This window comes from Pseudomonas sp. NPDC089408, from assembly GCF_044749445.1.
Classification (GTDB): domain Bacteria; phylum Pseudomonadota; class Gammaproteobacteria; order Pseudomonadales; family Pseudomonadaceae; genus Aquipseudomonas.
This window is the reverse complement of record NZ_JBIVHY010000015.1, coordinates 17,644-37,439: the sequence shown is the minus strand read 5'-3', so window position 1 is coordinate 37,439 and position 19,796 is coordinate 17,644. Positions and strand designations below refer to the sequence as shown.

Below are 19,796 nucleotides of genomic sequence, written 5' to 3'. Positions count from 1 at the left end.
ACGATGTCCAAACTCATCAAATTAAACCTGTCTGCAAAAACCCGCGCAACCCTGAACGCCCACAGCCCGCTAAAAATGCGACATCCAACAGAAATCCTAGCCAAAACCCCGCCTTCCGTTTTTTTGGACAGTTCAGCCCTCCCCCGCCTCCAGTGAAAAAAACGGTCTAAAACCACCGTTGCATTCAAAACGTTGTACGACCACCTTAGTAAAGGGACTGCAGCCCAACCTCTACCAACAACAACAAACGAGGTCGACTCATGTCGAGCACGCCTACCCCCCGCGCCGCGTCGTCGTACGCGCTGGACGCGGCCCCTGCCCAGCGCCTGCCCACCCGCCGCCGCTGGTTCATGCTGTCGCTGCTGCTGGTGGCGACCATCATCAACTACGTCGACCGGGTGAACATTTCCATCGCCGCGCCGTTCATGGCCAAGGACCTTGGCCTGGACAAGGTCGAGATGGGCCTGATCTTCTCCGCCTTCGCCTGGACCTACGCCCTGGCCCTGGTGCCGGCAGGCTTCATCGCCGACCGCTTCGGCTCGCGCCTGACCTACGGCGTGTCGCTGATCAGCTGGTCGGCGGTGACCGTGGCCCAGGGCCTGGCCAGCGGCTTTGCCTCGCTGTTCGGCCTGCGCCTGGCGGTCGGCGCCATGGAGGCCCCGGCCTTCCCGGCCAACAGCCGCGCCGTCACCGTGTGGTTCCCCGCCCGCGAGCGCGGCATGGCCAGCAGCATCTACGTGTGCGGCCAGTACCTGGGCACTGCGTTGTTCACCGGCGCCCTGCTGTGGCTGGCGACCACCTACGACTGGCGGCACGTGTTCTACAGCACCGGCCTGGTCGGCATCGTGTTCGGCGTGGTGTGGCTGTTCCTGTACCGCGACCCGCTGAACTGCAAGAAGGTCAGCAAGGAAGAACTGGCCTACATCGAGAACGGCGGTGGCCTGGTCAAGAGCAGCCAGGAACGCACCCGTTTCGACTGGCGCCAAGTCGCCGAGCTGTTCCGCTACCGCCAGGTCTGGGCGATCTGCCTGGGCAAGTTTGCCAGCACCTCGGCGCTGTACTTCTTCCTGACCTGGTTCCCCACCTACCTGATCGAAGAGCGCCAGCTGACGTTGATCAAGGTCGGCATCTTCGCGGTCATGCCGTTCATTGGGGCCACGGTCGGCATCCTGCTGGCGGGCATCGTCTCCGACCTGCTGATCCGCAAGGGCTACTCGCTATCGTTCGCCCGCAAGCTGCCGCTGGTGGTCGGCTCGATGCTGGGCATGTCGATCGTGCTGGTGAACTTCACCGACTCCAACGTGCTGTGCATCGCCGTCCTCACCCTGGCGTTCTTCGCCCAGGGGATTGCTTCGTCGTCATGGGCAGCGGTGTCGGAAGTGGCGCCCAAGGAGCTGATCGGTTTGACAGGCGGGGTCACCAGCCTGGCTGCGAACATTGGCGGCATCGTCACGCCGATCGTGATTGGCGCGATCGTGCATGCCAGCGGTTCGTTCGCCATGGCGTTCTGGTTCATTGGCGGGGTGGCGTTGATGGGGACGCTTTCGTATTCGCTGCTGCTTGGGAAGTTGTATCGCATTGAGCTGAAGACGTTTGCCTGAACCTAGAGGTGTGGTGGCTATGCTGGCCTCTTCGCGGCTGAAGCCGCTCCTACAGGGATAGCGTCAACCCCGAGGGCAACACCGCCCCTTGTAGGAGCGGCTTTAGCCGCGAAGAGGCCGGCACAGGTTACTTGGATAGTCCAACCCAACCCCGCTTTCGTCCAACTTTACCGGCCAGCCTGTGACATACGCTGGCCACTCCCGCACGGAGGATCCACCCATGACTTACCTGTTCAACCCGCCGGCCATTGTCAGCCTGCCGATCCGCGGCAGCGATGCGCGCTTTCCGGTCGGCCGGGTGTTCTGCCTGGGCCGCAACTACCCATGGCCGGAAACCTACGGCCCGGCGCCACAGGAGCCGGTGTTCTTCATGAAACCGGCAAGCAATGTGGTCGAGGCAGCGGGCGAGCTGCCCTTCCCGCCGCAGACCGACGAGTTCTGCCACGAAATCGAGCTGGTCGCGGCCATCGCCAAGGGCGGTGCCGACATCGCCCCGGAGCATGCCCTGGAACACGTGTTCGGCTTTGCCGCCGGCCTGGACATGACCCGTCGCGATCACCAGCGCAAGGCCAAGGCCGAGGGCCTGCCGTGGGAAGCGGCCAAGGTGTTCGAGGCCTCGGCACCCATGACTGCCATCGTCCCCGCCAGCGAATGCGCCTGGCCGCTGGATGCGGCGCTGTGGCTGCAGGTCAATGGCCAGGAGCGCCAGCGCGCCCACATCAGCCAGCAGACCTGGGCACTGGCCGAAGTCATCAGCCGGCTGTCCCGCCAGCTACCGCTGCGCCCGGGTGACCTGATCATGACCGGCAGCCCGCCCGGCGTGGCGCCGCTGAACCCGGGCGACACGATCCACGCCGGCATCGACGGTATCGGCGAACTGCACCTGCGCGTTGGCCCCCGCCCTGCCGGGCAAGCCGCCAACGCTGCCTGATTACCCTGGAGTGACGAAATGAAGCAGAACAAGAAAATCGCCCTGGTCACCGGCGCCGGCAGCGGCATCGGCCGCGCCGTTGCCCTCGCCCTGCTGGAAGACGGCTTCAGCCTGGTGCTCGCCGGGCGCCGCCTCGAACCCCTGCAAGCAGTCGTCGAACAGGCGCAGGCAGCGGGCGGCGAAGCCATGGCCGTACCCACTGACGTGCGCGATGAACAAAGCGTCGCGCAGCTGTTCGCCACCATCGAAGAAGTGCACGGCCGCCTGGACGTGATCTTCAACAATGCCGGCATCAATGCCCCCGCCGTACCGGTCGACGAGTTGCCGCTGGAAAGCTGGCGCAACGTCATCGCCACCAACGTCGACGGGGTGTTCTTGTGCGCCCGTGCGGCCTTCGGCCTGATGCGCCGCCAGCAGCCGCAAGGCGGGCGGATCATCAACAACGGCTCGATCTCCGCGCATACCCCGCGCCCGTTCACCGCGCCCTACACCGCCAGCAAGCATGCAGTACTGGGCCTGACCAAGGCGCTGGCGCTGGATGGCCGCCCTTACCACATCGTCTGCAGCCAGGTGGACATCGGCAACGCCCTGACCGAGCTGTCCGAACGCATGACCCGTGGTGTGCGCCAGGCCAATGGCGATATCGCCGCCGAGCCGATGCTCGACGTTCGCCATGTGGCCGACGCGGTGCGCTACATCGCCGCGCTGCCGCTGGACGCCAACGTACTGAACATGACCGTGATGGCCAGCAACATGCCGTTCGTTGGCCGTGGCTGAACCTTGTCTTCGATGAACCTTGTCTTCGATGAGCCCTGTTCCTGATGGAGTGACCGATGAAACCAGAAGTCCTGCAACTTAGCCCGATCCTCATCCCGCAGATCCGTGAGCGCCTTGAACAGTTGTTCACCGTACACCGCTACTACGAACAGGCTGACAAGGAAGCCTATGTCAGCCAGCATGCTGACAATATTCGCGGCGTGATCACCGGTGGCCACACCGGTATCAGCCAGGCACTGATGGCGCGCCTGCCGAACCTGGAAGTGATCGCGGTCAATGGTGTCGGCACCGACGCGATCGACCTGGCCTACGCCCGCGACCGCGGCATCCAGGTAACAGCGACCATCGGCGCCCTTACCGAAGACGTTGCCGACCTTGCCATCGGCCTGCTGATTGGCTTGTGCCGGGGTATCTGCACCGGTGACCGTTTCGTACGCGCCGGCCGTTGGGCCACCAGTGCCACACCGCTGGCACCGTTGCCACTGGCGCGTCAGGTGTCGGGCATGCGCGTGGGCATCGTCGGCATGGGCCGGGTCGGCCGTGCGGTGGCGCAGCGGGCGGCCGCATTTGGTTGCCCGATTCGCTATACCGACCTGCAGGCGCTGGATGTGCCTTATGGGTTCGAGGCCGACCTGCTGCAGTTGGCCAGGGACAGCGATGCGCTGATCCTTGCGGCAGCGGCCGACAAGGGTGAGGCGCTGATCAATCGCGACGTGCTGCGGGCGTTGGGCAGCGAGGCTTACCTGATCAACATCGCGCGCGGCAAGCTGGTGGATGAGCCCGCCTTGATCGCGGCGTTGCAGGCTGGCGAGATCGCTGGCGCGGCGCTGGATGTGTTTGCCGATGAACCGCGCGCGCCCGAGGCGTTGTTCGAGCGTGAGGATGTGGTGCTGCAGCCGCACCGCGCCAGTGCCACAGTGCAGACCCGCACGCGCATGGGCGAGATGGTGGTGGCCAGCCTGGTGGATGTGTTTGCCGGGCGTACGCCTCAGGGGTTGGTGATCTAATCAGCTCGTTCCGGCGCTTTCGCGGCGTCGAACCGCCGCGAAAGCGCCGGAACAGGCAATAATGATAGAGAGGCTTCAGGTTAATGCCAGTCAGTCAAGCAATTTGGGGCCGCGTTGCGGCCCCAGTAGCTTTAACTGACTGGCATTAGGCTTCAGGTAATCATTGCCTCAGCTTGGTGGCCAAATCTTTTGGCTCATCCGATAGTTTCCGTGCCGCTACTGCCGGTTTGACCGTGACAGGCGCATAGGCGAACCGTGCGTAATCGGAATCATCAGCAGCCATCGTCTTGATCAGCTTGACCCAGTAATTGTCCATGCTGCCATTGATCATGGCCGGCCGATTATCATCCGTCCACAAACTGCCCTGATAGCCTGTCGAGGGCGCCTGAGTAATGTTGGCCATGTCTTGAATAAAAGAGGGTGTGCCGTTGGCAGAGTTACATGCCAGGATATGCGTTTCCTGCCCGTTCATGGCGTAGCCATGTTTTTGCAAGGTTTGCACAACTGTACGAGCCGGATGGTTGACCCGCTGACTTCCGATTCTGCCGGCAACACCATGAGCGCCGATGTTCAAAACCCGCGTTCCAGACGCATCCTGAGAAAAGAAAACCCGCATACCTTCGATCACTTTGATGGGCCCCCTGTAATAGAAACCCCCACCTTTTCCAGCGTTTGGTGAATGACCGCTGGGGTCGCTCAAGTTGACAGGATCGCCTTTGACAAAGGCGTAAGCATTCAACCCGCCTTTGCCAAACGGTGATTGGTTATCGGCGCTGTAAAAGCGCATCAACACAGGGCTGTAGGTACGGTAACCATTCCCTAGAGGGTAGCACTGCATCAACCTGTCGCAACGCTCACCTTTGAAGCCAATATCCTTGACCGGCCGAGGTGCAGCCAGTCCGTAAACAGTAAAACACCGATGAGCGCAAGCCGCACTTTCAATTTCAGACAGCACCGAACCTTGTGCATCGCTGCCGATAATTCTGGTTAAACCGGTTGATAGGCGAATGGCTGATAGCCCCGTTTCAAAGCGCATGCAGGAGAGACAATCATCCGCGCTGACAAGTGTTGAAAAACCCTTGCGTCCATAGAAATACTTTCGGGTTGTTGAACTCATTGTTAACACGATGCCAGTAACCTTTATTCTCTGCACTACTGCCTATCATGCACACACCATCAAGACAAATGTACTGGCAGATATAACAGTTGCAACAAGGCCTGTACCCACCACTCGCGGGTCAGCCTGCACTGACAAGGGCCACAGTTCAAAAACAGCGGATATCATTGCGCGGCAACTGCCCTACATAAATCCTCTGGCCTGCGCGGCCCATTGTAGGAGCTGGCTTGTCGTGGCGACGAACCGCTACGATGGGCCGCAAAGCGGCCCCGGGGTTGCAGCGACATTGCAGAAATTGTCGGGGCTGCTTTGCAGCCCATCGCGACGCAAGGCCGCTCCTACAAGGGTACGCGATCCCCTGTAGGAGCGGCCTTGTGTCGCGAAAGGGGCGCGAAGCGCCCCCAGCGATTGATCAGGCTACAGCCAGTTCCACCGCCCCCCCATTCAACCGCACCGGCCACACCCGCAACCGCTGCCCGCCATCCTCCAGGCATTCCCCGCTCTGCAAGCTGAAGTGCTGCTTGTACAACGGCGCCGCCACCACCAGCTCACCTTGCACACTCCCCACCAGGCCACGGCCGATGATGTTGGCGCCGGAGCGTGGGTCGCGGTTGTCCACCGCGTACAGCGTTTGGGCTTGCCCAGGTAGGTAGAACAGCGCCACCTGCGCACCGTCGAGCCACACCACCACACCAGAATCGGCCACCAGGTCTTGCACTTGGCATACCGCCTGCCAGTTTTCGCGGGTTTTCACAGCAGCATTGGACAGGTTCATCAGACAGCCTCCTCGACAGTAGGGATCAGGTGCAACGGCGCCGCTGGCCGGCGTTGTTCACGTTCGCGCACGAAATGCACATCCGGGTCGGCACGATGGTCGTTGACGAAGGTTCGGAAGCGCTTGAGCTTTTCCGGGTCGTTGAGGGCGTTGGCCCATTCGCATTCGTACTGCTCGACCACATGCTGCATCTGCGCTTCCAGCTCGGCGGCCAGGCCCAGGCTGTCGTCGATGACCACCTGCTTCAGGTAGTCCAGCCCGCCTTCCAGGTTCTCGCGCCACACCGACGTGCGCTGCAGCTTGTCGGCGGTGCGGATGTAGAACATCAGCACGCGGTCGATCAGGCGTACCAGGGTTTCGTCGTCAAGGTCGGTAGCGAACAGTTCGGCATGCCGTGGGCGCATGCCGCCGTTGCCGCACACGTACAGGTTCCAGCCCTTGTCGGTGGCGATCACGCCAATGTCCTTGCTCTGTGCCTCTGCGCACTCACGGGTGCAGCCCGACACGGCGAACTTGAGCTTGTGCGGGCTGCGCAGGCCTTTGTAGCGGTCTTCCAGGCGCAGGGCCATGGCGACGCTGTCCTGCACGCCGTAACGGCACCAGGTGCTGCCCACGCACGACTTCACCGTGCGGGTCGACTTGCCGTAGGCGTGGCCGGTCTCGAAACCGGCGTCAATCAGTTCGCCCCAGATCAGCGGCAGTTCGTGCAGCTGGGCGCCGAACAGGTCAATGCGCTGGCCACCGGTGATCTTGGTGTACAGGTCGTACTTCTTGGCCACCTGGCCGATGACGATGAGCTTGTCGGGGGTGATTTCACCGCCGGGGATGCGCGGCACCACCGAGTAGGTGCCGTTCTTCTGCATGTTGGCCATGAAGGTGTCATTGGTGTCCTGCAGTGGCACCAGCGCCGGGTCCATGATCGGCTGGTTCCAGCACGAAGCGAGAATGTTGCCCACTGCCGGCTTGCAGATGTCACAGCCGGTGTGGCCTTTGCCATGGCGTTCGAGCAGCTCGCTGAAGGTACGGATGCCCTCTACCCGCACCAGGCCATACAGCTCCTGCCGGGTGTAGACGAAGTGCTCGCACAGGCTCTTGTCCACCGCCACGCCACGGGCAGTCAGCGCGTGTTCGAAGACTTGCTTGAGCAGGGCCGCGCAACCCCCGCAGCCGGTCGCGGCCTTGGTGCAGCCCTTGACCGCCGCGAGGTCGCTGCAACCGCTGTCGATGGCGGCGCACACCGCGCCCTTGCTGACGTTGTGGCAGGAGCAGATGGTCGCGCTGTCGGGCAACGCATCGGCGCCCAGGGCCGGCGCGCCACCGCCTTGCGGCAGGATCAGCGCGGCCGGGTCGGCCGGCAGGGCGATGCCGTTCTGGGCGTACTGCAGCAGGGTGTCGTAGTAGCTGTTATCGCCGACCAGCACCGCACCGAGCACGTGCTTGCCGCTGGCATCCACCACCAGGCGGCGATAAGCGCTGTTGGCTTCGTCGATGAAGCGGTAGCTGCGCGCCCCCGGGGTGGCACCATGAGCATCGCCGATCGAACCGACATCCACGCCCAGCAGCTTGAGCTTGGTCGACATGTCGGCGCCAGTAAACGCCACTGCCGCCTCGCCCATCAACAACGCCGCTAGGTTGCGCGCCATGCTGTAGCCCGGGGCGACCAGGCCGAACACGCTGCCGTTCCACGACGCACATTCGCCGATGGCGAAGATGCGCGGGTCGCTGCTGCGGCAGTGGTTGTCGATGACCACGCCACCGCGTGCGGCAACCTCCAGGCCGCAGGCACGGCCCAGCGCATCCTGCGGGCGGATACCGGCGGAGAACACGATCAGGTCGGTTTCCAGGTACTCGCCGCCGTCGAAGTTCATGCGGTAGCGGTAGGCCTCACCTGCGCTGATCGACTGGGTGGCGCGCGACAGGTGTACACCCACGCCAAGGGCCTCGATCTGCGCCTTGAGCGCGGCACCGCCCTCGCCGTCCAACTGGACCGGCATCAGCCGTGGCGCAAACTCGACAACATGGGCTTCCAGGCCCAGCGACTTCAGCGCATTGGCGGCTTCCAGGCCGAGCAGGCCCCCCCCGACCACCACGCCACGGCGCGCCTCGGTGGCGGCAGCGCGAATGCCGTCGAGGTCATCGAGGGTGCGGTAGACCAGGCGAGCATTGCCGCTGGAGCCTTCGATCGGCGGTACGAAGGGGTAGGAGCCGGTGGCCAGCACCAGCTGGTCGTAGCCGTAGCGGCCTTCGGCAGTGACCACCTCGCAGCGCTCGCGGTCGATTTCCAGCACCGCTTCGCCCAGGTGCAGGTGCACCCCGTGGGTGTTGTAGAAATCGTGCTCGCACAGGGCCAGGGTTTCGGCACAGCTGCCGCCGAAGTACTCGGACAAGTGCACACGGTCGTAGGCGCGCTGGCGCTCTTCGCCGAAGACCCGCACCTCGAACTGCTGCAGGGCGCCGCGGCTGACCAGTTGTTCGACACAATGGTGGCCAACCATGCCGTTGCCGATAATGACCAGTCGCTCTCGTTGCACGCTGCTCACTGTTGCCTTCATAAGCCGATCCTCGATCAAAAAAAAAGCGCCTGGAGCCGAAGCTCCAGGCGCCTTTGCCTGTATTCATCACGGTAGGGGGCCCGGGTTGATCGCCGTTGATCAGTGGGCTTTGTTGTATCTGGGTAAAGCAGGGAGTGTGCCAATCAGGTTGCCTGTGCTGGCCTCTTCGCGGGTGAACCCGCTCCTACACGGTTTGTGGGGCTATGAAGACCTGTGTAGGAGCGGGTTTACCCGCGAAGAGGCCGGCACAGCCATGCACATTCACGGTGCACTCATCCCCATCCTGGAGCACATCAATACACATCCCGCCGATAACGCTTGGCCTTGCCCAAATTATCGACATAAGCCGCAGCCGCCGCTGCATCCATCCCGCCATGCTCGGCCACAATCCTCCGCAGCGCCGCATCCACATCCTTGGCCATGCGCTGGGCATCGCCACACACATAGAAGTACGCCCCCGCCTCCAGCCACTGCCACAGCTGCGCGCCCTGTTCAAGCATGCGCTGCTGAACATAAATCTTCTCGGCCTGGTCACGCGAAAACGCCGTGTCCAGGCGCAAGTGCCCTGCTGCTTGCCAGGCCTGCAATTGCTCCCGGTAATAGAAATCGCTGGCCGCATACTGCTCGCCAAAGAACAGCCAGTTACGCCCTTTCGCCCCTCGCGCCTCTCGCTCTTCGAGGAACGCGCGGAACGGCGCAATGCCGGTTCCAGGGCCGACCATGATCACCGGCACGCTGTCGTCCTCCGGCAAGCGGAAGTGCTTGGACACCTGCGGGAAGATCGCCACCTTACGCGCCTGCGCACGGTCGGCCAAAAAGCTTGAGCACACGCCTTTGCGTTCGCCATAGCGCACCGTCGAAACAGTCAGGTGCACCTGCTGCGGGTGCGCCAGCGGGCTGGAGCTGATTGAATAAAGACGCGGCTGCAACGGTTTGAGTAACGCCAGCCAACTGGCCAGTGGCAACTGTTGGGGGAAGGCGCGCAGCACATCGGCCAGCTGCCGGCCCCACAGCCAGTCCTGCAGCTGGGCCTTGCACTCGGGCTGCAGCAAACGCTGCAGCTCGGGTGCAGAGTAGGCGAATGCCTGCAGTTGCTGTGGGGTGACCCTGGCAATTTCCAGATGGCTTTGCAGGGCCTCGGCCAGTGGCATGGCGGGCAGGCCTTTCAGCTCGACCATGGCCTGGCCATCGAGCTGCATCAGCACCAGCAGTTCATCGACCAGGGCCGGGCAATTGCTCGGCCACACACCCAGGGCATCACCGGCGCAATAGGTGAAGCCGCTGCCGCTCAGGTCGAACACCAGTTGCCGGGTTTCCTTGCTGGCGCCGGGGCCGTTGAGCAGGCGGTTTTCCAGCAGGCGGGCAGCCCAGGGTTGCTGCTTGCTGTAGGCCACCCTGGGTGCCGGCTCGCTGACCGGCTGCGGCGCAGCGTTGCTGCCCAGGGCCGGCAACAACGCCTCGAGCCAGCCGGCGAAGGCCTCGTCGAAGTCCGGCTCACAGTCCACCCGTTGCAGCAGGCGGCGCCCACCCAGCTCGGCCAGGCGCTGGTCGAGCTTGCGGCCAAAGCCGCAAAACTGGTCGTAACTGGAGTCGCCCAGGGCCAGCACGGCGTACGGCAGTTCGGCGCAATGGGCGCCCTGCTCGCCGTGCAAGGCCTGCCAGAAACTCGCCGCGCTGTCGGGCGCATCGCCATCGCCAAAGGTGCTGGCGATCAGTAGCACGCTGGCGGCGCCCTGAAGCTGCTGCGGGCTGACCGCCTCCATGCCGTTCAGCTGCACCTGCAGGCCTGCGCTGCGCAGGCGCTCGGCACAGCGTTCGGCCAGCCGCTCGCCGTTGCCGGTCTGCGAGGCCCACAGCACCTGATGCCGCGGCGCCGCCTGGGCGGTGACCGGTAATGCCGCCGGTTGCGCAAACAGCCCGGCCAGCAGGCCATCGACGAACAAGCGGCGGCTGGCTGCCAGCGGCGCACTGGCCGGCAGGCTGGGCACGCCTTCGGCGCGGGCCTGGTCCAGGCCCAGCAGAAAGCCTTGCAGGTAGTGGCGTTCCTCTTCGGCCAGCACCGGAGCTGGCAGGGCGTCCAGGCCAAGCAGACGGGACAGGGTGGCGGTCGGCATGCGGGCAGGCTCCGAAGTGGCAGGGTTCAGCTCAAGGGTGTCGATGCGTTCGCCGGCGACCCGCTCCAGGGCCACGGCGCAGTGCTTGAATGCAGGCTGCAGCGACAGCGGGTCGACCGCGTCGCAGGTCACGGCATTGATTGCCAGTTGCTCGCCGATCAGGTCGTTCCAGTGAAACGGTGCAAAGCAGTGACCGGGCATCACCCGGTCGCTGATACGGGCGGGCAACACGGCCTGGCCGCGACGTGAGCGAATGGCCACCTGATCCTTTTCGGCAATGCCCAGCCGGGCGGCATCTTCAGGGTGGATCTCGACGAAGGGGCCGGGTTCCAGCTTGTTCAACGCCGGCACCTTGCCGGTCTTGGTCAAGGTGTGCCACTGGTGCTGCACACGGCCAGTGTTGAGCACCAGGGGGTAGTCGTCATCCGGCAACTCTGGTGCCGGCAACCAGGGCCGGGCGAAGAAGCGCGCCTTGCCGCTGGCAGTCGGGAAGGCCAACGGCGGGCGCTCACCGTAGGCATCGAGCAGCAGCGCCTGGCTGCTGCCGTCATTGAGGTAGCGCAGCGGGCTGCGGTCGTGTTCGCGACCCGGCGCGCTGGGCCACTGCCGGGGTTGCTGGCGCAGCTCGGCATAGCCGATGCCGCGCAGGTCGTAGCCGGTTGCCGGGTTGTGGAAGCGGCGGATTTCTTCGTACACCGCTTCGGCGTCGGGGTAGTCGAAAGCATCGGCGTAACCCATGGCACACGCCACGCGGGCGATGATCTGCCAATCCGGCAGGCTCTGCCCCGGCGGCTCGACAGCACGCGGCATCAGGGTCAGGTTGCGTTCGCTGTTGATCATCACGCCCTCGCCTTCGGCCCATAGCGCGGCGGGCAGCAGGATGTCGGCGTAGCGGTTGGTTTCGGTGTCGAGGAAGGCGTCCTGGGTAATCACCAGCTCGGCCTGGCGCAGCCCGTCGATCACTTGCTGGCGGTTGGCGACACTGGCCACCGGGTTGCTGCAGATGATCCAGCAGGCTTTCACCTCGCCGGTCTTCATCTGTTCGAACAGCGCCACTGTACCCTCGCCGCCTTCGCTGCGCAGGCTGCCGGGTGCCAACTGCCACTGCTGCTCGACAAATGCGCGGTCTTGCGCCACCAGTGCCGAGCGCTGGCCTGGCAGGCCCGGGCCCATGTAACCCATCTCGCGGCCGCCCATGGCATTGGGCTGGCCGGTCAGCGAGAACGGCCCGCTGCCGGGGCGGCAGATGGCGCCGGTGGCCAGGTGCAGGTTGCAGATTGCGTTGCTGTGCCAGGTGCCGTGGATGCTCTGGTTCAGGCCCATGGTCCAGCAGCTCATCCAGTTATTGGCGCTACCGATCCACTGCGCCGCCTGGATGATGTCGGCCTCGGCCAACCCGGTAATGGCGGCCACACGCTCAGGGGTGTAGTCGTCGAGCAAGGCGGACAGTTCGGCCCAGCCTTCGGTGTGGCGCGCAATGAAGTCGGGGTGGGTGTGGCCGTTACGCTGCAGCAGGTGCAACAGGCCGTTGAGCAAAGCCATATCACTGCCCGGGCGCACCTGCAGGAACAGGTCGGCCTTGTCGGCGGTGGCGCTGCGCCGTGGGTCGACGACGATCAGCCTGGCGCCGGCCTTGACCCGGTCGAGCAGGCGCAGGAACAGGATCGGGTGGCAGTCGGCCATGTTGGCGCCGATCACCAGGAACACGTCGGCGTGCTCGAAGTCCTGGTAGCTGCCGGGCGGGCCGTCGGCGCCGAGCGACAGCTTGTAGCCGCTGCCAGCGCTGGCCATGCACAGCCGCGAGTTGGACTCGATGTGGCGAGTGCGGATAAACCCTTTGGCCAGCTTGTTGGCCAGGTACTGGGCTTCCAGCGACATCTGCCCCGACACGTACAGCGCCACGGCATCGGGGCCGTGCTGGTCGATGATGGCGCGCAGGCGAGCAGCGCTGACGGCGATGGCCTGGTCGATGCTGGTGCGCACCGGTTGCTGGCTGCGTTGCTGGCGCACATAGGCATCTTCCATGCGCCCGGCGGCCGTCAGGGGCACATGTGCGGTGAGGCCTTTGGTGCACAGGCGACCGAAGTTGCTGGGGTGCTGCTTGTCGCCGCTGATCTTGCCGACCTTGCCATCGGCAACGCTCATGACGATGCCGCAACCGACGCCGCAGTAGGGGCAAACGCTGCGCACTTCGCTGATGGCCATGGGCGGGCTCCTGTGGAAAACGCAAAAAGGCGCCGGCTGCCCCGGCTTGCTGAAGCAAGCGGGGCAACACGGCGCCTTTGTCGTGAGGTTTTGTGGGCTGTCGACGTTGATGGCCCGGGATAGCGGTGAATCAGCAATTTATGGGCCAGCTGTACCGGCCCTTTCGCGGGTGAGCCCGCTCCTACAGGGATATCACAAGGCCTGCGGGCGACGCTGTCCTGTAGGAGCGGGTTCACCCGCGAAGAGGCCGGCACAGGCAGCGCACCATGCGGTGGCAACCTCACACCCCCAGGCGCTATGCTGGGGCACATTCCAGCATGAGCAACCGCCCTCCCCCCATGTCCCAGGTGATCCTCAAGACCCCCGCCCAACTCGACCTGATGCGCCGCGCCGGCCAACTGCTGGCCCAGGTGTTTGCCGACCTCGACAGCTTCATCCGCCCGGGCGTGACCACAATGCAGATCAACGACCGCGCCGAGGCGTTCATTGTCGAAACGCTCAAGGCACGGCCAGCGAGCAAGGGCCAGTACGGTTTCCCCTACTCGCTCAATACCTCGGTGACCATGTGGTCTGCCACGGCATGCCCAAGGCCGACGAAGTGTTGAAGGAAGGCTCGATCGTCAACGTCGATATCACCCTGGAACAGGGGGGCTACATTGCCGACTCGTCGAAGATGTACAGCATCGGACAGATCAGCGATGAAGCCCGGCGCCTGGTCGAAACCACCTATGACGCGCTGTGGAAAGGCATCGAGCAGGTGCGCCCTGGCGCAACGCTGGGTGATATCGGCCATGCCGTACAGGCCCATGCCGAGGCGGCGGGCTACAGCGTGGTGCGCGAATACTGCGGGCATGGCATTGGCCAGCAGATGCATGAAGGGCCGGAGGTGCTGCACATTGGCCAGCGTGGCATGGGCATGAAGCTGAAGCCGGGCATGGTGTTTACCATCGAACCGATGATCAACCAGGGTGGGCGTGGTACCCGCGAATTGAAGGATGGCTGGACGGTGATTACCCGGGACCACAGCTTGTCAGCGCAATGGGAGCATACGGTGGCGGTGATTGAGGATGGGTTTGAGGTGTTGACGTTGCGGGAAGAGGAGCTTCGCCGCTGAGATTGCCGGGGGCGCTTTGCGCCCCTTTCGCGACGCAAGGCCGCTCCTACAGGAGACCGCGTCACTGCCTGAGAGCGGCCTTGCGTCGCGATGGGCCGCAAAGCGGCCCCAAGATCCCACAGGCAATGAAACCTTGCAGAACGCACAAACAAAAAAAGCGACCCTAAGGTCGCTTTCTCTGTTACTTCCGGGTGTTCAGTAGGCCCTGGAAGTGGAATATGGCGCAGCGGACGGGACTCGAACCCGCGACCCCCGGCGTGACAGGCCGGTATTCTAACCGACTGAACTACCGCTGCGCTATACATCGAGTGGTGGGTGATGACGGGATCGAACCGCCGACCCTCTGCTTGTAAGGCAGATGCTCTCCCGGCTGAGCTAATCACCCATGTCTCTCGGTGTGGCGCGCATTCTACGGGCGACTTGGCGCTCTGGCAAGCACTTATCGAAGATTTTTTACATTTAAATCAGCCCGTAAATCTCAGGCACAAAAAAAGCGACCCTAAGGTCGCTTTCTCTGTTACTTCCGGGTGTTCAGTGGGCCCTGGAAGTGGAATATGGCGCAGCGGACGGGACTCGAACCCGCGACCCCCGGCGTGACAGGCCGGTATTCTAACCGACTGAACTACCGCTGCGCTATACATCGAGTGGTGGGTGATGACGGGATCGAACCGCCGACCCTCTGCTTGTAAGGCAGATGCTCTCCCGGCTGAGCTAATCACCCTTCGTCTCGGTGTGGCGCGCATTCTACGGACGGCCCTACACCCTGGCAAGCACTTTTTAAACTTTTTTCAAAAAAAACCTCAGGCCTTTCAAAGACCTAGCGGTGCCGGGCATTTTCTTCACGCATATCCGGCTGCTGGCCCTCTGACAGGGTTGGCCTGAGAGCACTGCTCGGAGAATAATGCCCGCCTTATGCATTAAGGAGAGATTGCCCCTCATGTGGTTCAAGAACCTGCTGACCTACCGCCTGACCCAGGATGTACCGTTCGAGCCTGAAGCGCTGGAAGCCGCCCTGGCCAGCAAGCCGGCCCGCCCCTGCGCCAGCCAGGAGCTGACCACCTATGGTTTCGTCGCGCCGTTCGGCAAAGGCGAAGACGCTCCCCTGGTGCATGTCAGCGGCGAGTACCTGCTGATTGCCGCACGTAAAGAAGAACGCATCCTGCCGAGCAGCGTGGTCAACGATGCGGTCAAGGAAAAGGTCGAAGAGATCGAGACCGAGCAGATGCGCAAGGTCTATAAAAAGGAACGCGACCAGATCAAGGACGAGATCATCCAGGCCTTCCTGCCACGCGCGTTCATCCGCCGCTCGATGATCTTCGCCGCCATCGCCCCGCGCCAGGGCGTGATCCTGGTCAACTCGGCCAGCGCCAAGCGTGCCGAAGACCTGCTGTCGACCCTGCGTGAAGTGATGGGCTCGCTGCCAGTACGCCCGGCCACCGTTAAAATTGCCCCGGTTGCCACCATGACCGACTGGGTCAAGTCGCAACAGGCCGCCGAAGGCTTCTATGTACTGGACGAGTGTGAACTGCGCGACACCGCCGAAGATGGCGGCATCGTGCGTTGCAAGCGCCAGGACCTGACCAGCGAGGAAATCCAGCTGCACCTGAGCACTGGCAAGGTGGTCACCCAGCTGGCCCTGGCCTGGCAGGACAAGCTGTCGTTCATCCTTGACGACAAGATGGTGATCAAGCGCCTGAAGTTCGAAGAGCTGCTGCAGGAGCAAGCCGAGCAGGATGGTGGTGATGAGGCTGCGCAGCAGTTTGACGCCAGCTTCCAGCTGATGATGATGACCTTTGCCGAGTTCCTGCCGGTGTTGTTCGAGGCGCTGGGTGGCGAGGAGATTCCGCAAGGGGTCTGAGTGATATGAAATGCCGGTGCTGGCCTGGGAGATTTCCTGAGACAGTACCGGCCTCTTCGCGGGTGAACCCGCTCCTACAGGATCACCACAGGCCTGAATATGGTGGAGTCCCTGTAGGAGCGGGTTCACCCGCGAAGAGGCCCTTGAAATTCACAAAGCTATAAATAGAAAAGGAATTGCCCCCCATGCGTGCCCTCGCCGCCCTCAGCCGCTTCGTCGGCAATACCTTCGCCCTGTGGGTGCTGGTATTCGCCGTGCTGGCCTTCCTGCAACCGCAATGGTTCATTGCCCTCAAGGTCGCCATCGTGCCGCTGCTGGGGCTGGTGATGTTCGGCATGGGGCTCACCCTCAAGCTCGACGACTTCGCCGCCCTCGCCCGCCAGCCGTGGCGGGTGATGCTGGGGGTGGTTGCGCACTTCGTGATCATGCCGGGCATGGCCTGGCTGCTGTGCCAGCTATTCCACCTGCCGCCGGAAATAGCCGTGGGCGTGATCCTGGTCGGTTGCTGCCCAAGCGGCACGGCGTCGAACGTGATGGTGTGGCTGTCGCGTGGCGACCTGGCACTGGCCGTGGCCATTGCCGCAGTCACTACCCTGCTGGCACCGCTGCTGACCCCGGCGCTGATCTGGTTTCTCGCCTCGGCCTGGTTGCCGGTGTCCTTCATGGACATGTTCTGGTCGATCCTGCAGTTGGTCATGCTGCCGATCGTGCTAGGGGTCGTGGCCCAGCGCCTGCTCGGTGCCCGCGTGCAGGCGGCGGTGCAGGTGCTGCCGCTGGTGTCGGTGGTAAGCATCGTGATGATCGTGTGCGCGGTGGTGGCGGCCAGTCAGGCGAAGATCGCCGAGTCGGGGTTGCTGATCATGGCGGTGGTGATGCTGCACAACACCTTCGGCTATCTGCTGGGGTACCTGACCGGCAAGCTGTGCAAGCTGCCACTGGCCCAGCGCAAGTCGCTGGCGCTGGAGGTGGGCATGCAGAACTCCGGGCTGGGGGCGGCGTTGGCGGCGGCGCATTTTTCGCCGTTGGCGGCGGTGCCGAGCGCGTTGTTCAGCGTGTGGCACAACATTTCCGGGGCGCTGCTGTCGACCTGGTTCCGGCGGATGGGGGAGCCTGGGGGTGAGGCTGAAGGCGGGGAACCGGCCAGGCATTGATGGTGCCTGACCGGGCCTATTCGCGGGTGAACCCGCTCCTACAAGGACCGCACATGTTTCAGCATTGTGCGGTCCCTGTAGGAGCGGGTTCACCCGCGAAAGGGCCGGTACAGGCTTGCCCTGAACCTTCCAGGTGTGCACCATGGTGCCCACTGTGAGGACGGCCTCACGACGCACTGCGTGACCATTCCGGGGACGGCCCCATCATTCGCAACGATGGAGAAGCACCATGTCCTGGATCATCCTGTTCTTCGCCGGCCTGTTCGAGGTTGGCTGGGCCGTCGGCCTGAAATACACCGACGGCTTCAGTAAGCCACTGCCCACCGTACTTACCGTTGCCGCCATGGCCATCAGCCTGGGCCTGCTGGGCCTGGCCATGAAGGAGTTGCCGCTGGGCACCGCCTACGCCATCTGGACCGGCGTTGGCGCCGTGGGCACGGTCATCGCCGGCATCATCCTGTTTGGCGAGTCGATGGCGCTGGTGCGCCTGGCCAGCGTGGCGCTGATCATCATTGGCCTGGTCGGCCTGAAAGTCAGCGCCAGCTAACCCCCGCCTCTAACGCAGGTTACCGCGCAAGCGGCTGACCTGCTCCCGCAAGGCATCTGGCTGCGCCGCCTCCACCGGGATGGCGGCGCCGGCCACGATGGTCACCCGCGACCACAAACGCTTGAAGAAGCCTTTGCCCGGGTCGCGGCTGAAGAAGCTGCCCCACAAGCCCTGCAAGGCCAGCGGAATCACCGGCACCGGGGTTTCTTCGAGGATGCGGTTGACGCCGCCCTTGAACACATCGATTTCGCCATCCCCGGTCAACTTGCCTTCCGGGAAGATGCACACCAGTTCGCCATCGGCCAGGTATTCGGCAATCCGCGCGAACGCCCGCTCGTAGGTGGCCAGGTCTTCGTTGCGCCCGGCAATCGGGATGGCACCGGCCGTGCGAAACACAAAGTTGAGCACCGGCAGGTTGTAGATCTTGTAGTACATGACAAAGCGGATCGGCCGGCGAATGGCCCCGCCCAGCAGCAGCGCGTCGACGAACGAAACGTGGTTGCACACCAGCAACGCCGCGCCTTCGTCAGGGATGCGCTCGAGGTCGCGGTGCTGCACGCGGTACATCGAGTGGCTGAGCAGCCAGATCAGGAAACGCATGGTGAACTCGGGCACGATCCTGAAGATATAGGCGTTGACCGCGATATTGAGCAGCGAAACCACCAGGAACAGCTGCGGGATGCTCAGCTCGGCCAGGCCCAGCAGGACGATGGTGAGCACCGCCGACACCACCATGAACAAGGCATTGAGGATGTTGTTGGCGGCAATCACCCGGGCGCGCTGGTCCTCGGCGGTGCGTGCCTGGATCAAGGCATAGAGTGGCACGATGTAAAAGCCGCCGAACACACCGAGGCCGACGATCGACAGCAAAATCCACCAGGCCTGGCGCATGCCCAGCAGCGCCAGCCAGTCGTGCGGCGCCGCGGCGGCCGGCACATCGCCGGAGTGCCACCACCACAGCAGGCCGAACAGGGTCAGGCCGAACGAGCCGAACGGCACCAGGCCGATTTCCACCTTGCGCCCGCTCAGGCGTTCGCACAGCAACGAGCCCAGCGCAATGCCCACCGAGAACAGCGTCAGCACCAGCGTGACCACGGTGCCGTCACCGTGCAGCCAGTCCTTGGCGTAAGCCGGGATCTGTGTGAGGTAGATGGCGCCGACAAACCAGAACCACGAGTTGCCGACGATCGAACGCGACACCGCCGGCGGCTGGCCCAGGCCCATGCGCAAAATCGCCCACGACTGTTTGAAGATATTCCAGTCCAGCGCCATGTACGGCGCGGCGGCCGCCGCCCGCGGGATCCAGCGGCTGGCCAGGTAGCCGAGCACCGCGGTGCCGACCACGCCGCCGGCCACCACCGTGGCGTAGCTGTCGGCCGACATCATCACCCCGGCGCCGATGGTGCCAGCGAGGATGGCCAGGAAGGTGCCGGTCTCCACCAGCCCGTTGCCACCGACCAGCTCTTCCTCCCGCAAGGCCTGGGGCAGGATCGAGTACTTTACCGGGCCGAACAGCGCCGAGTGCGTGCCCATGCCGAACAGCGCCACCAGCATCAGCGCCAGGTGGTTGGTGATAAAACCCAGTGCGCCGATCGCCATGATGGCGATTTCGGCCAGCTTGATCGCACGGATCAACGCGTCCTTGGCGAACTTCTCGCCAAACTGCCCGCCCAGTGCCGAGAACAGGAAGAACGGCAGGATGAACAGCAAGGCGCACAGGTTGACCCAGATCGACCGGTCACCGTCGCCCAGGCTGAGCTTGAACAGGATCGCCAGAATCAGCGACTGCTTGAACAGGTTGTCGTTGAAGGCACCCAGCGACTGGGTAATGAAGAACGGCAGGAAGCGCCGCTTGCCGAGCAAGGTGAATTGCGAGGAGTGACTCATCGTCCTTGGTCCTGGGTTCAGCCACGAATGGCAGTTGCCTTATTAGATTGCATACGGGCCATGCAAAGCCACATCGTCGAAGTCAACTGACAGAACTACCAGTAGCGAGTTGCATCGTCCAGGCGCCACTGTCCGGGTTCGATCAGCCAAGAGTCAGCAC

General features: G+C 63.6%; 12 protein-coding genes, 4 tRNA genes and 1 pseudogene. 8 read left to right on the top strand and 9 right to left on the bottom strand.

Annotation, left to right across the window (positions count from 1 at the left end; all coding sequences use genetic code 11):
• Positions 1–260 precede the first annotated feature (260 nt).
• The 4 genes from ACIP02_RS21185 (at position 261) to ACIP02_RS21170 (ending at position 4,316) form a co-directional block, all read left to right on the top strand.
• Positions 261–1,601, top strand: a complete 1,341-nt coding sequence (locus ACIP02_RS21185; protein ID WP_400620119.1) for an MFS transporter — start codon at positions 261–263, stop codon at positions 1,599–1,601.
• A gap of 220 nt (positions 1,602–1,821) precedes the next feature.
• Positions 1,822–2,532 (top strand): fumarylacetoacetate hydrolase family protein, encoded by a 711-nt coding sequence (locus ACIP02_RS21180; RefSeq protein WP_400620118.1) that lies wholly within the window; start codon positions 1,822–1,824, stop codon positions 2,530–2,532.
• Between the two features lie 18 nt (positions 2,533–2,550).
• A complete protein-coding gene (locus tag ACIP02_RS21175) occupies positions 2,551–3,309 on the top strand; it encodes an SDR family oxidoreductase (RefSeq protein ID WP_400620115.1) in 759 nt (252 codons plus the stop codon).
• A 56-nt stretch (positions 3,310–3,365) separates the two neighbouring features.
• The gene (locus ACIP02_RS21170; protein ID WP_400620113.1) at positions 3,366–4,316 is read left to right on the top strand and encodes a 2-hydroxyacid dehydrogenase; all 951 of its coding nucleotides are present in this window, start codon (positions 3,366–3,368) and stop codon (positions 4,314–4,316) included.
• A 160-nt stretch (positions 4,317–4,476) separates the two neighbouring features.
• Here ACIP02_RS21170 and ACIP02_RS21165 read toward each other — a convergent pair whose 3' ends face one another.
• From ACIP02_RS21165 to ACIP02_RS21150, 4 genes are all read right to left on the bottom strand, one after another.
• Entirely contained in the window at positions 4,477–5,433 is a 957-nt protein-coding gene (locus ACIP02_RS21165) for an RHS repeat-associated core domain-containing protein (protein WP_400620111.1), read from the bottom strand.
• A gap of 412 nt (positions 5,434–5,845) precedes the next feature.
• Positions 5,846–6,208 (bottom strand): nitrite reductase small subunit NirD, encoded by a 363-nt coding sequence (gene nirD / locus ACIP02_RS21160; RefSeq protein WP_400620108.1) that lies wholly within the window; start codon positions 6,206–6,208, stop codon positions 5,846–5,848.
• Positions 6,208–8,760: a nitrite reductase large subunit NirB gene (gene nirB, locus ACIP02_RS21155; protein WP_400620105.1), complete on the bottom strand. Its 2,553-nt coding sequence runs from the start codon at positions 8,758–8,760 to the stop codon at positions 6,208–6,210. Before nirB ends, nirD begins: the two co-directional genes overlap by 1 nt.
• Positions 8,761–9,053: 293 nt before the next feature.
• Positions 9,054–13,079, bottom strand: a complete 4,026-nt coding sequence (locus ACIP02_RS21150; RefSeq protein ID WP_400620102.1) for a molybdopterin-dependent oxidoreductase — start codon at positions 13,077–13,079, stop codon at positions 9,054–9,056.
• A gap of 338 nt (positions 13,080–13,417) precedes the next feature.
• Between ACIP02_RS21150 and map the strand changes: the two are divergent.
• Positions 13,418–14,193: pseudogene (map, locus tag ACIP02_RS21145) on the top strand (type I methionyl aminopeptidase).
• A 219-nt stretch (positions 14,194–14,412) separates the two neighbouring features.
• On the opposite strand, the gene ACIP02_RS21140 reads toward map, so the two are convergent.
• The 4 genes from ACIP02_RS21140 to ACIP02_RS21125 all read right to left on the bottom strand — a co-directional run bounded on the left by ACIP02_RS21140 (position 14,413) and on the right by ACIP02_RS21125 (position 14,914).
• Positions 14,413–14,489 (bottom strand) — tRNA-Asp (locus ACIP02_RS21140).
• A 13-nt stretch (positions 14,490–14,502) separates the two neighbouring features.
• Positions 14,503–14,578 (bottom strand) — tRNA-Val (locus ACIP02_RS21135).
• Between the two features lie 170 nt (positions 14,579–14,748).
• Positions 14,749–14,825 (bottom strand) — tRNA-Asp (locus ACIP02_RS21130).
• Between the two features lie 13 nt (positions 14,826–14,838).
• A tRNA-Val gene (locus tag ACIP02_RS21125) sits at positions 14,839–14,914 on the bottom strand.
• A 216-nt stretch (positions 14,915–15,130) separates the two neighbouring features.
• Here ACIP02_RS21125 and rdgC point away from each other — a divergent pair.
• The 3 genes from rdgC to sugE all read left to right on the top strand — a co-directional run bounded on the left by rdgC (position 15,131) and on the right by sugE (position 17,749).
• Positions 15,131–16,051, top strand: a complete 921-nt coding sequence (gene rdgC, locus ACIP02_RS21120; protein WP_201206984.1) for a recombination-associated protein RdgC — start codon at positions 15,131–15,133, stop codon at positions 16,049–16,051.
• Between the two features lie 185 nt (positions 16,052–16,236).
• Positions 16,237–17,202, top strand: a complete 966-nt coding sequence (locus tag ACIP02_RS21115) for a bile acid:sodium symporter family protein (protein ID WP_400620099.1) — start codon at positions 16,237–16,239, stop codon at positions 17,200–17,202.
• A 229-nt stretch (positions 17,203–17,431) separates the two neighbouring features.
• A complete protein-coding gene (sugE, locus tag ACIP02_RS21110) occupies positions 17,432–17,749 on the top strand; it encodes a quaternary ammonium compound efflux SMR transporter SugE (RefSeq protein WP_201206982.1) in 318 nt (105 codons plus the stop codon).
• Between the two features lie 9 nt (positions 17,750–17,758).
• On the opposite strand, the gene ACIP02_RS21105 is transcribed toward sugE, so the two are convergent.
• Positions 17,759–19,636, bottom strand: coding sequence for an MFS transporter (locus tag ACIP02_RS21105; protein ID WP_400620096.1), 1,878 nt, complete (start codon positions 19,634–19,636; stop codon positions 17,759–17,761).
• Positions 19,637–19,796 lie beyond the last annotated feature (160 nt).

Coding starts and splice junctions, on each gene's coding strand:
- ACIP02_RS21150 (WP_400620102.1), bottom strand. CDS start 13,079: ATGGCCATCAGCGAAGTGCGCAGCGTTTGCCCCTACTGCGGCGTCGGT.
- ACIP02_RS21170 (WP_400620113.1), top strand. CDS start 3,366: ATGAAACCAGAAGTCCTGCAACTTAGCCCGATCCTCATCCCGCAGATC.
- ACIP02_RS21175 (WP_400620115.1), top strand. CDS start 2,551: ATGAAGCAGAACAAGAAAATCGCCCTGGTCACCGGCGCCGGCAGCGGC.
- ACIP02_RS21165 (WP_400620111.1), bottom strand. CDS start 5,433: ATGAGTTCAACAACCCGAAAGTATTTCTATGGACGCAAGGGTTTTTCA.
- sugE (WP_201206982.1), top strand. CDS start 17,432: ATGTCCTGGATCATCCTGTTCTTCGCCGGCCTGTTCGAGGTTGGCTGG.
- ACIP02_RS21185 (WP_400620119.1), top strand. CDS start 261: ATGTCGAGCACGCCTACCCCCCGCGCCGCGTCGTCGTACGCGCTGGAC.
- ACIP02_RS21115 (WP_400620099.1), top strand. CDS start 16,237: ATGCGTGCCCTCGCCGCCCTCAGCCGCTTCGTCGGCAATACCTTCGCC.
- rdgC (WP_201206984.1), top strand. CDS start 15,131: ATGTGGTTCAAGAACCTGCTGACCTACCGCCTGACCCAGGATGTACCG.
- ACIP02_RS21180 (WP_400620118.1), top strand. CDS start 1,822: ATGACTTACCTGTTCAACCCGCCGGCCATTGTCAGCCTGCCGATCCGC.
- nirB (WP_400620105.1), bottom strand. CDS start 8,760: ATGAAGGCAACAGTGAGCAGCGTGCAACGAGAGCGACTGGTCATTATC.
- ACIP02_RS21105 (WP_400620096.1), bottom strand. CDS start 19,636: ATGAGTCACTCCTCGCAATTCACCTTGCTCGGCAAGCGGCGCTTCCTG.
- nirD (WP_400620108.1), bottom strand. CDS start 6,208: ATGAACCTGTCCAATGCTGCTGTGAAAACCCGCGAAAACTGGCAGGCG.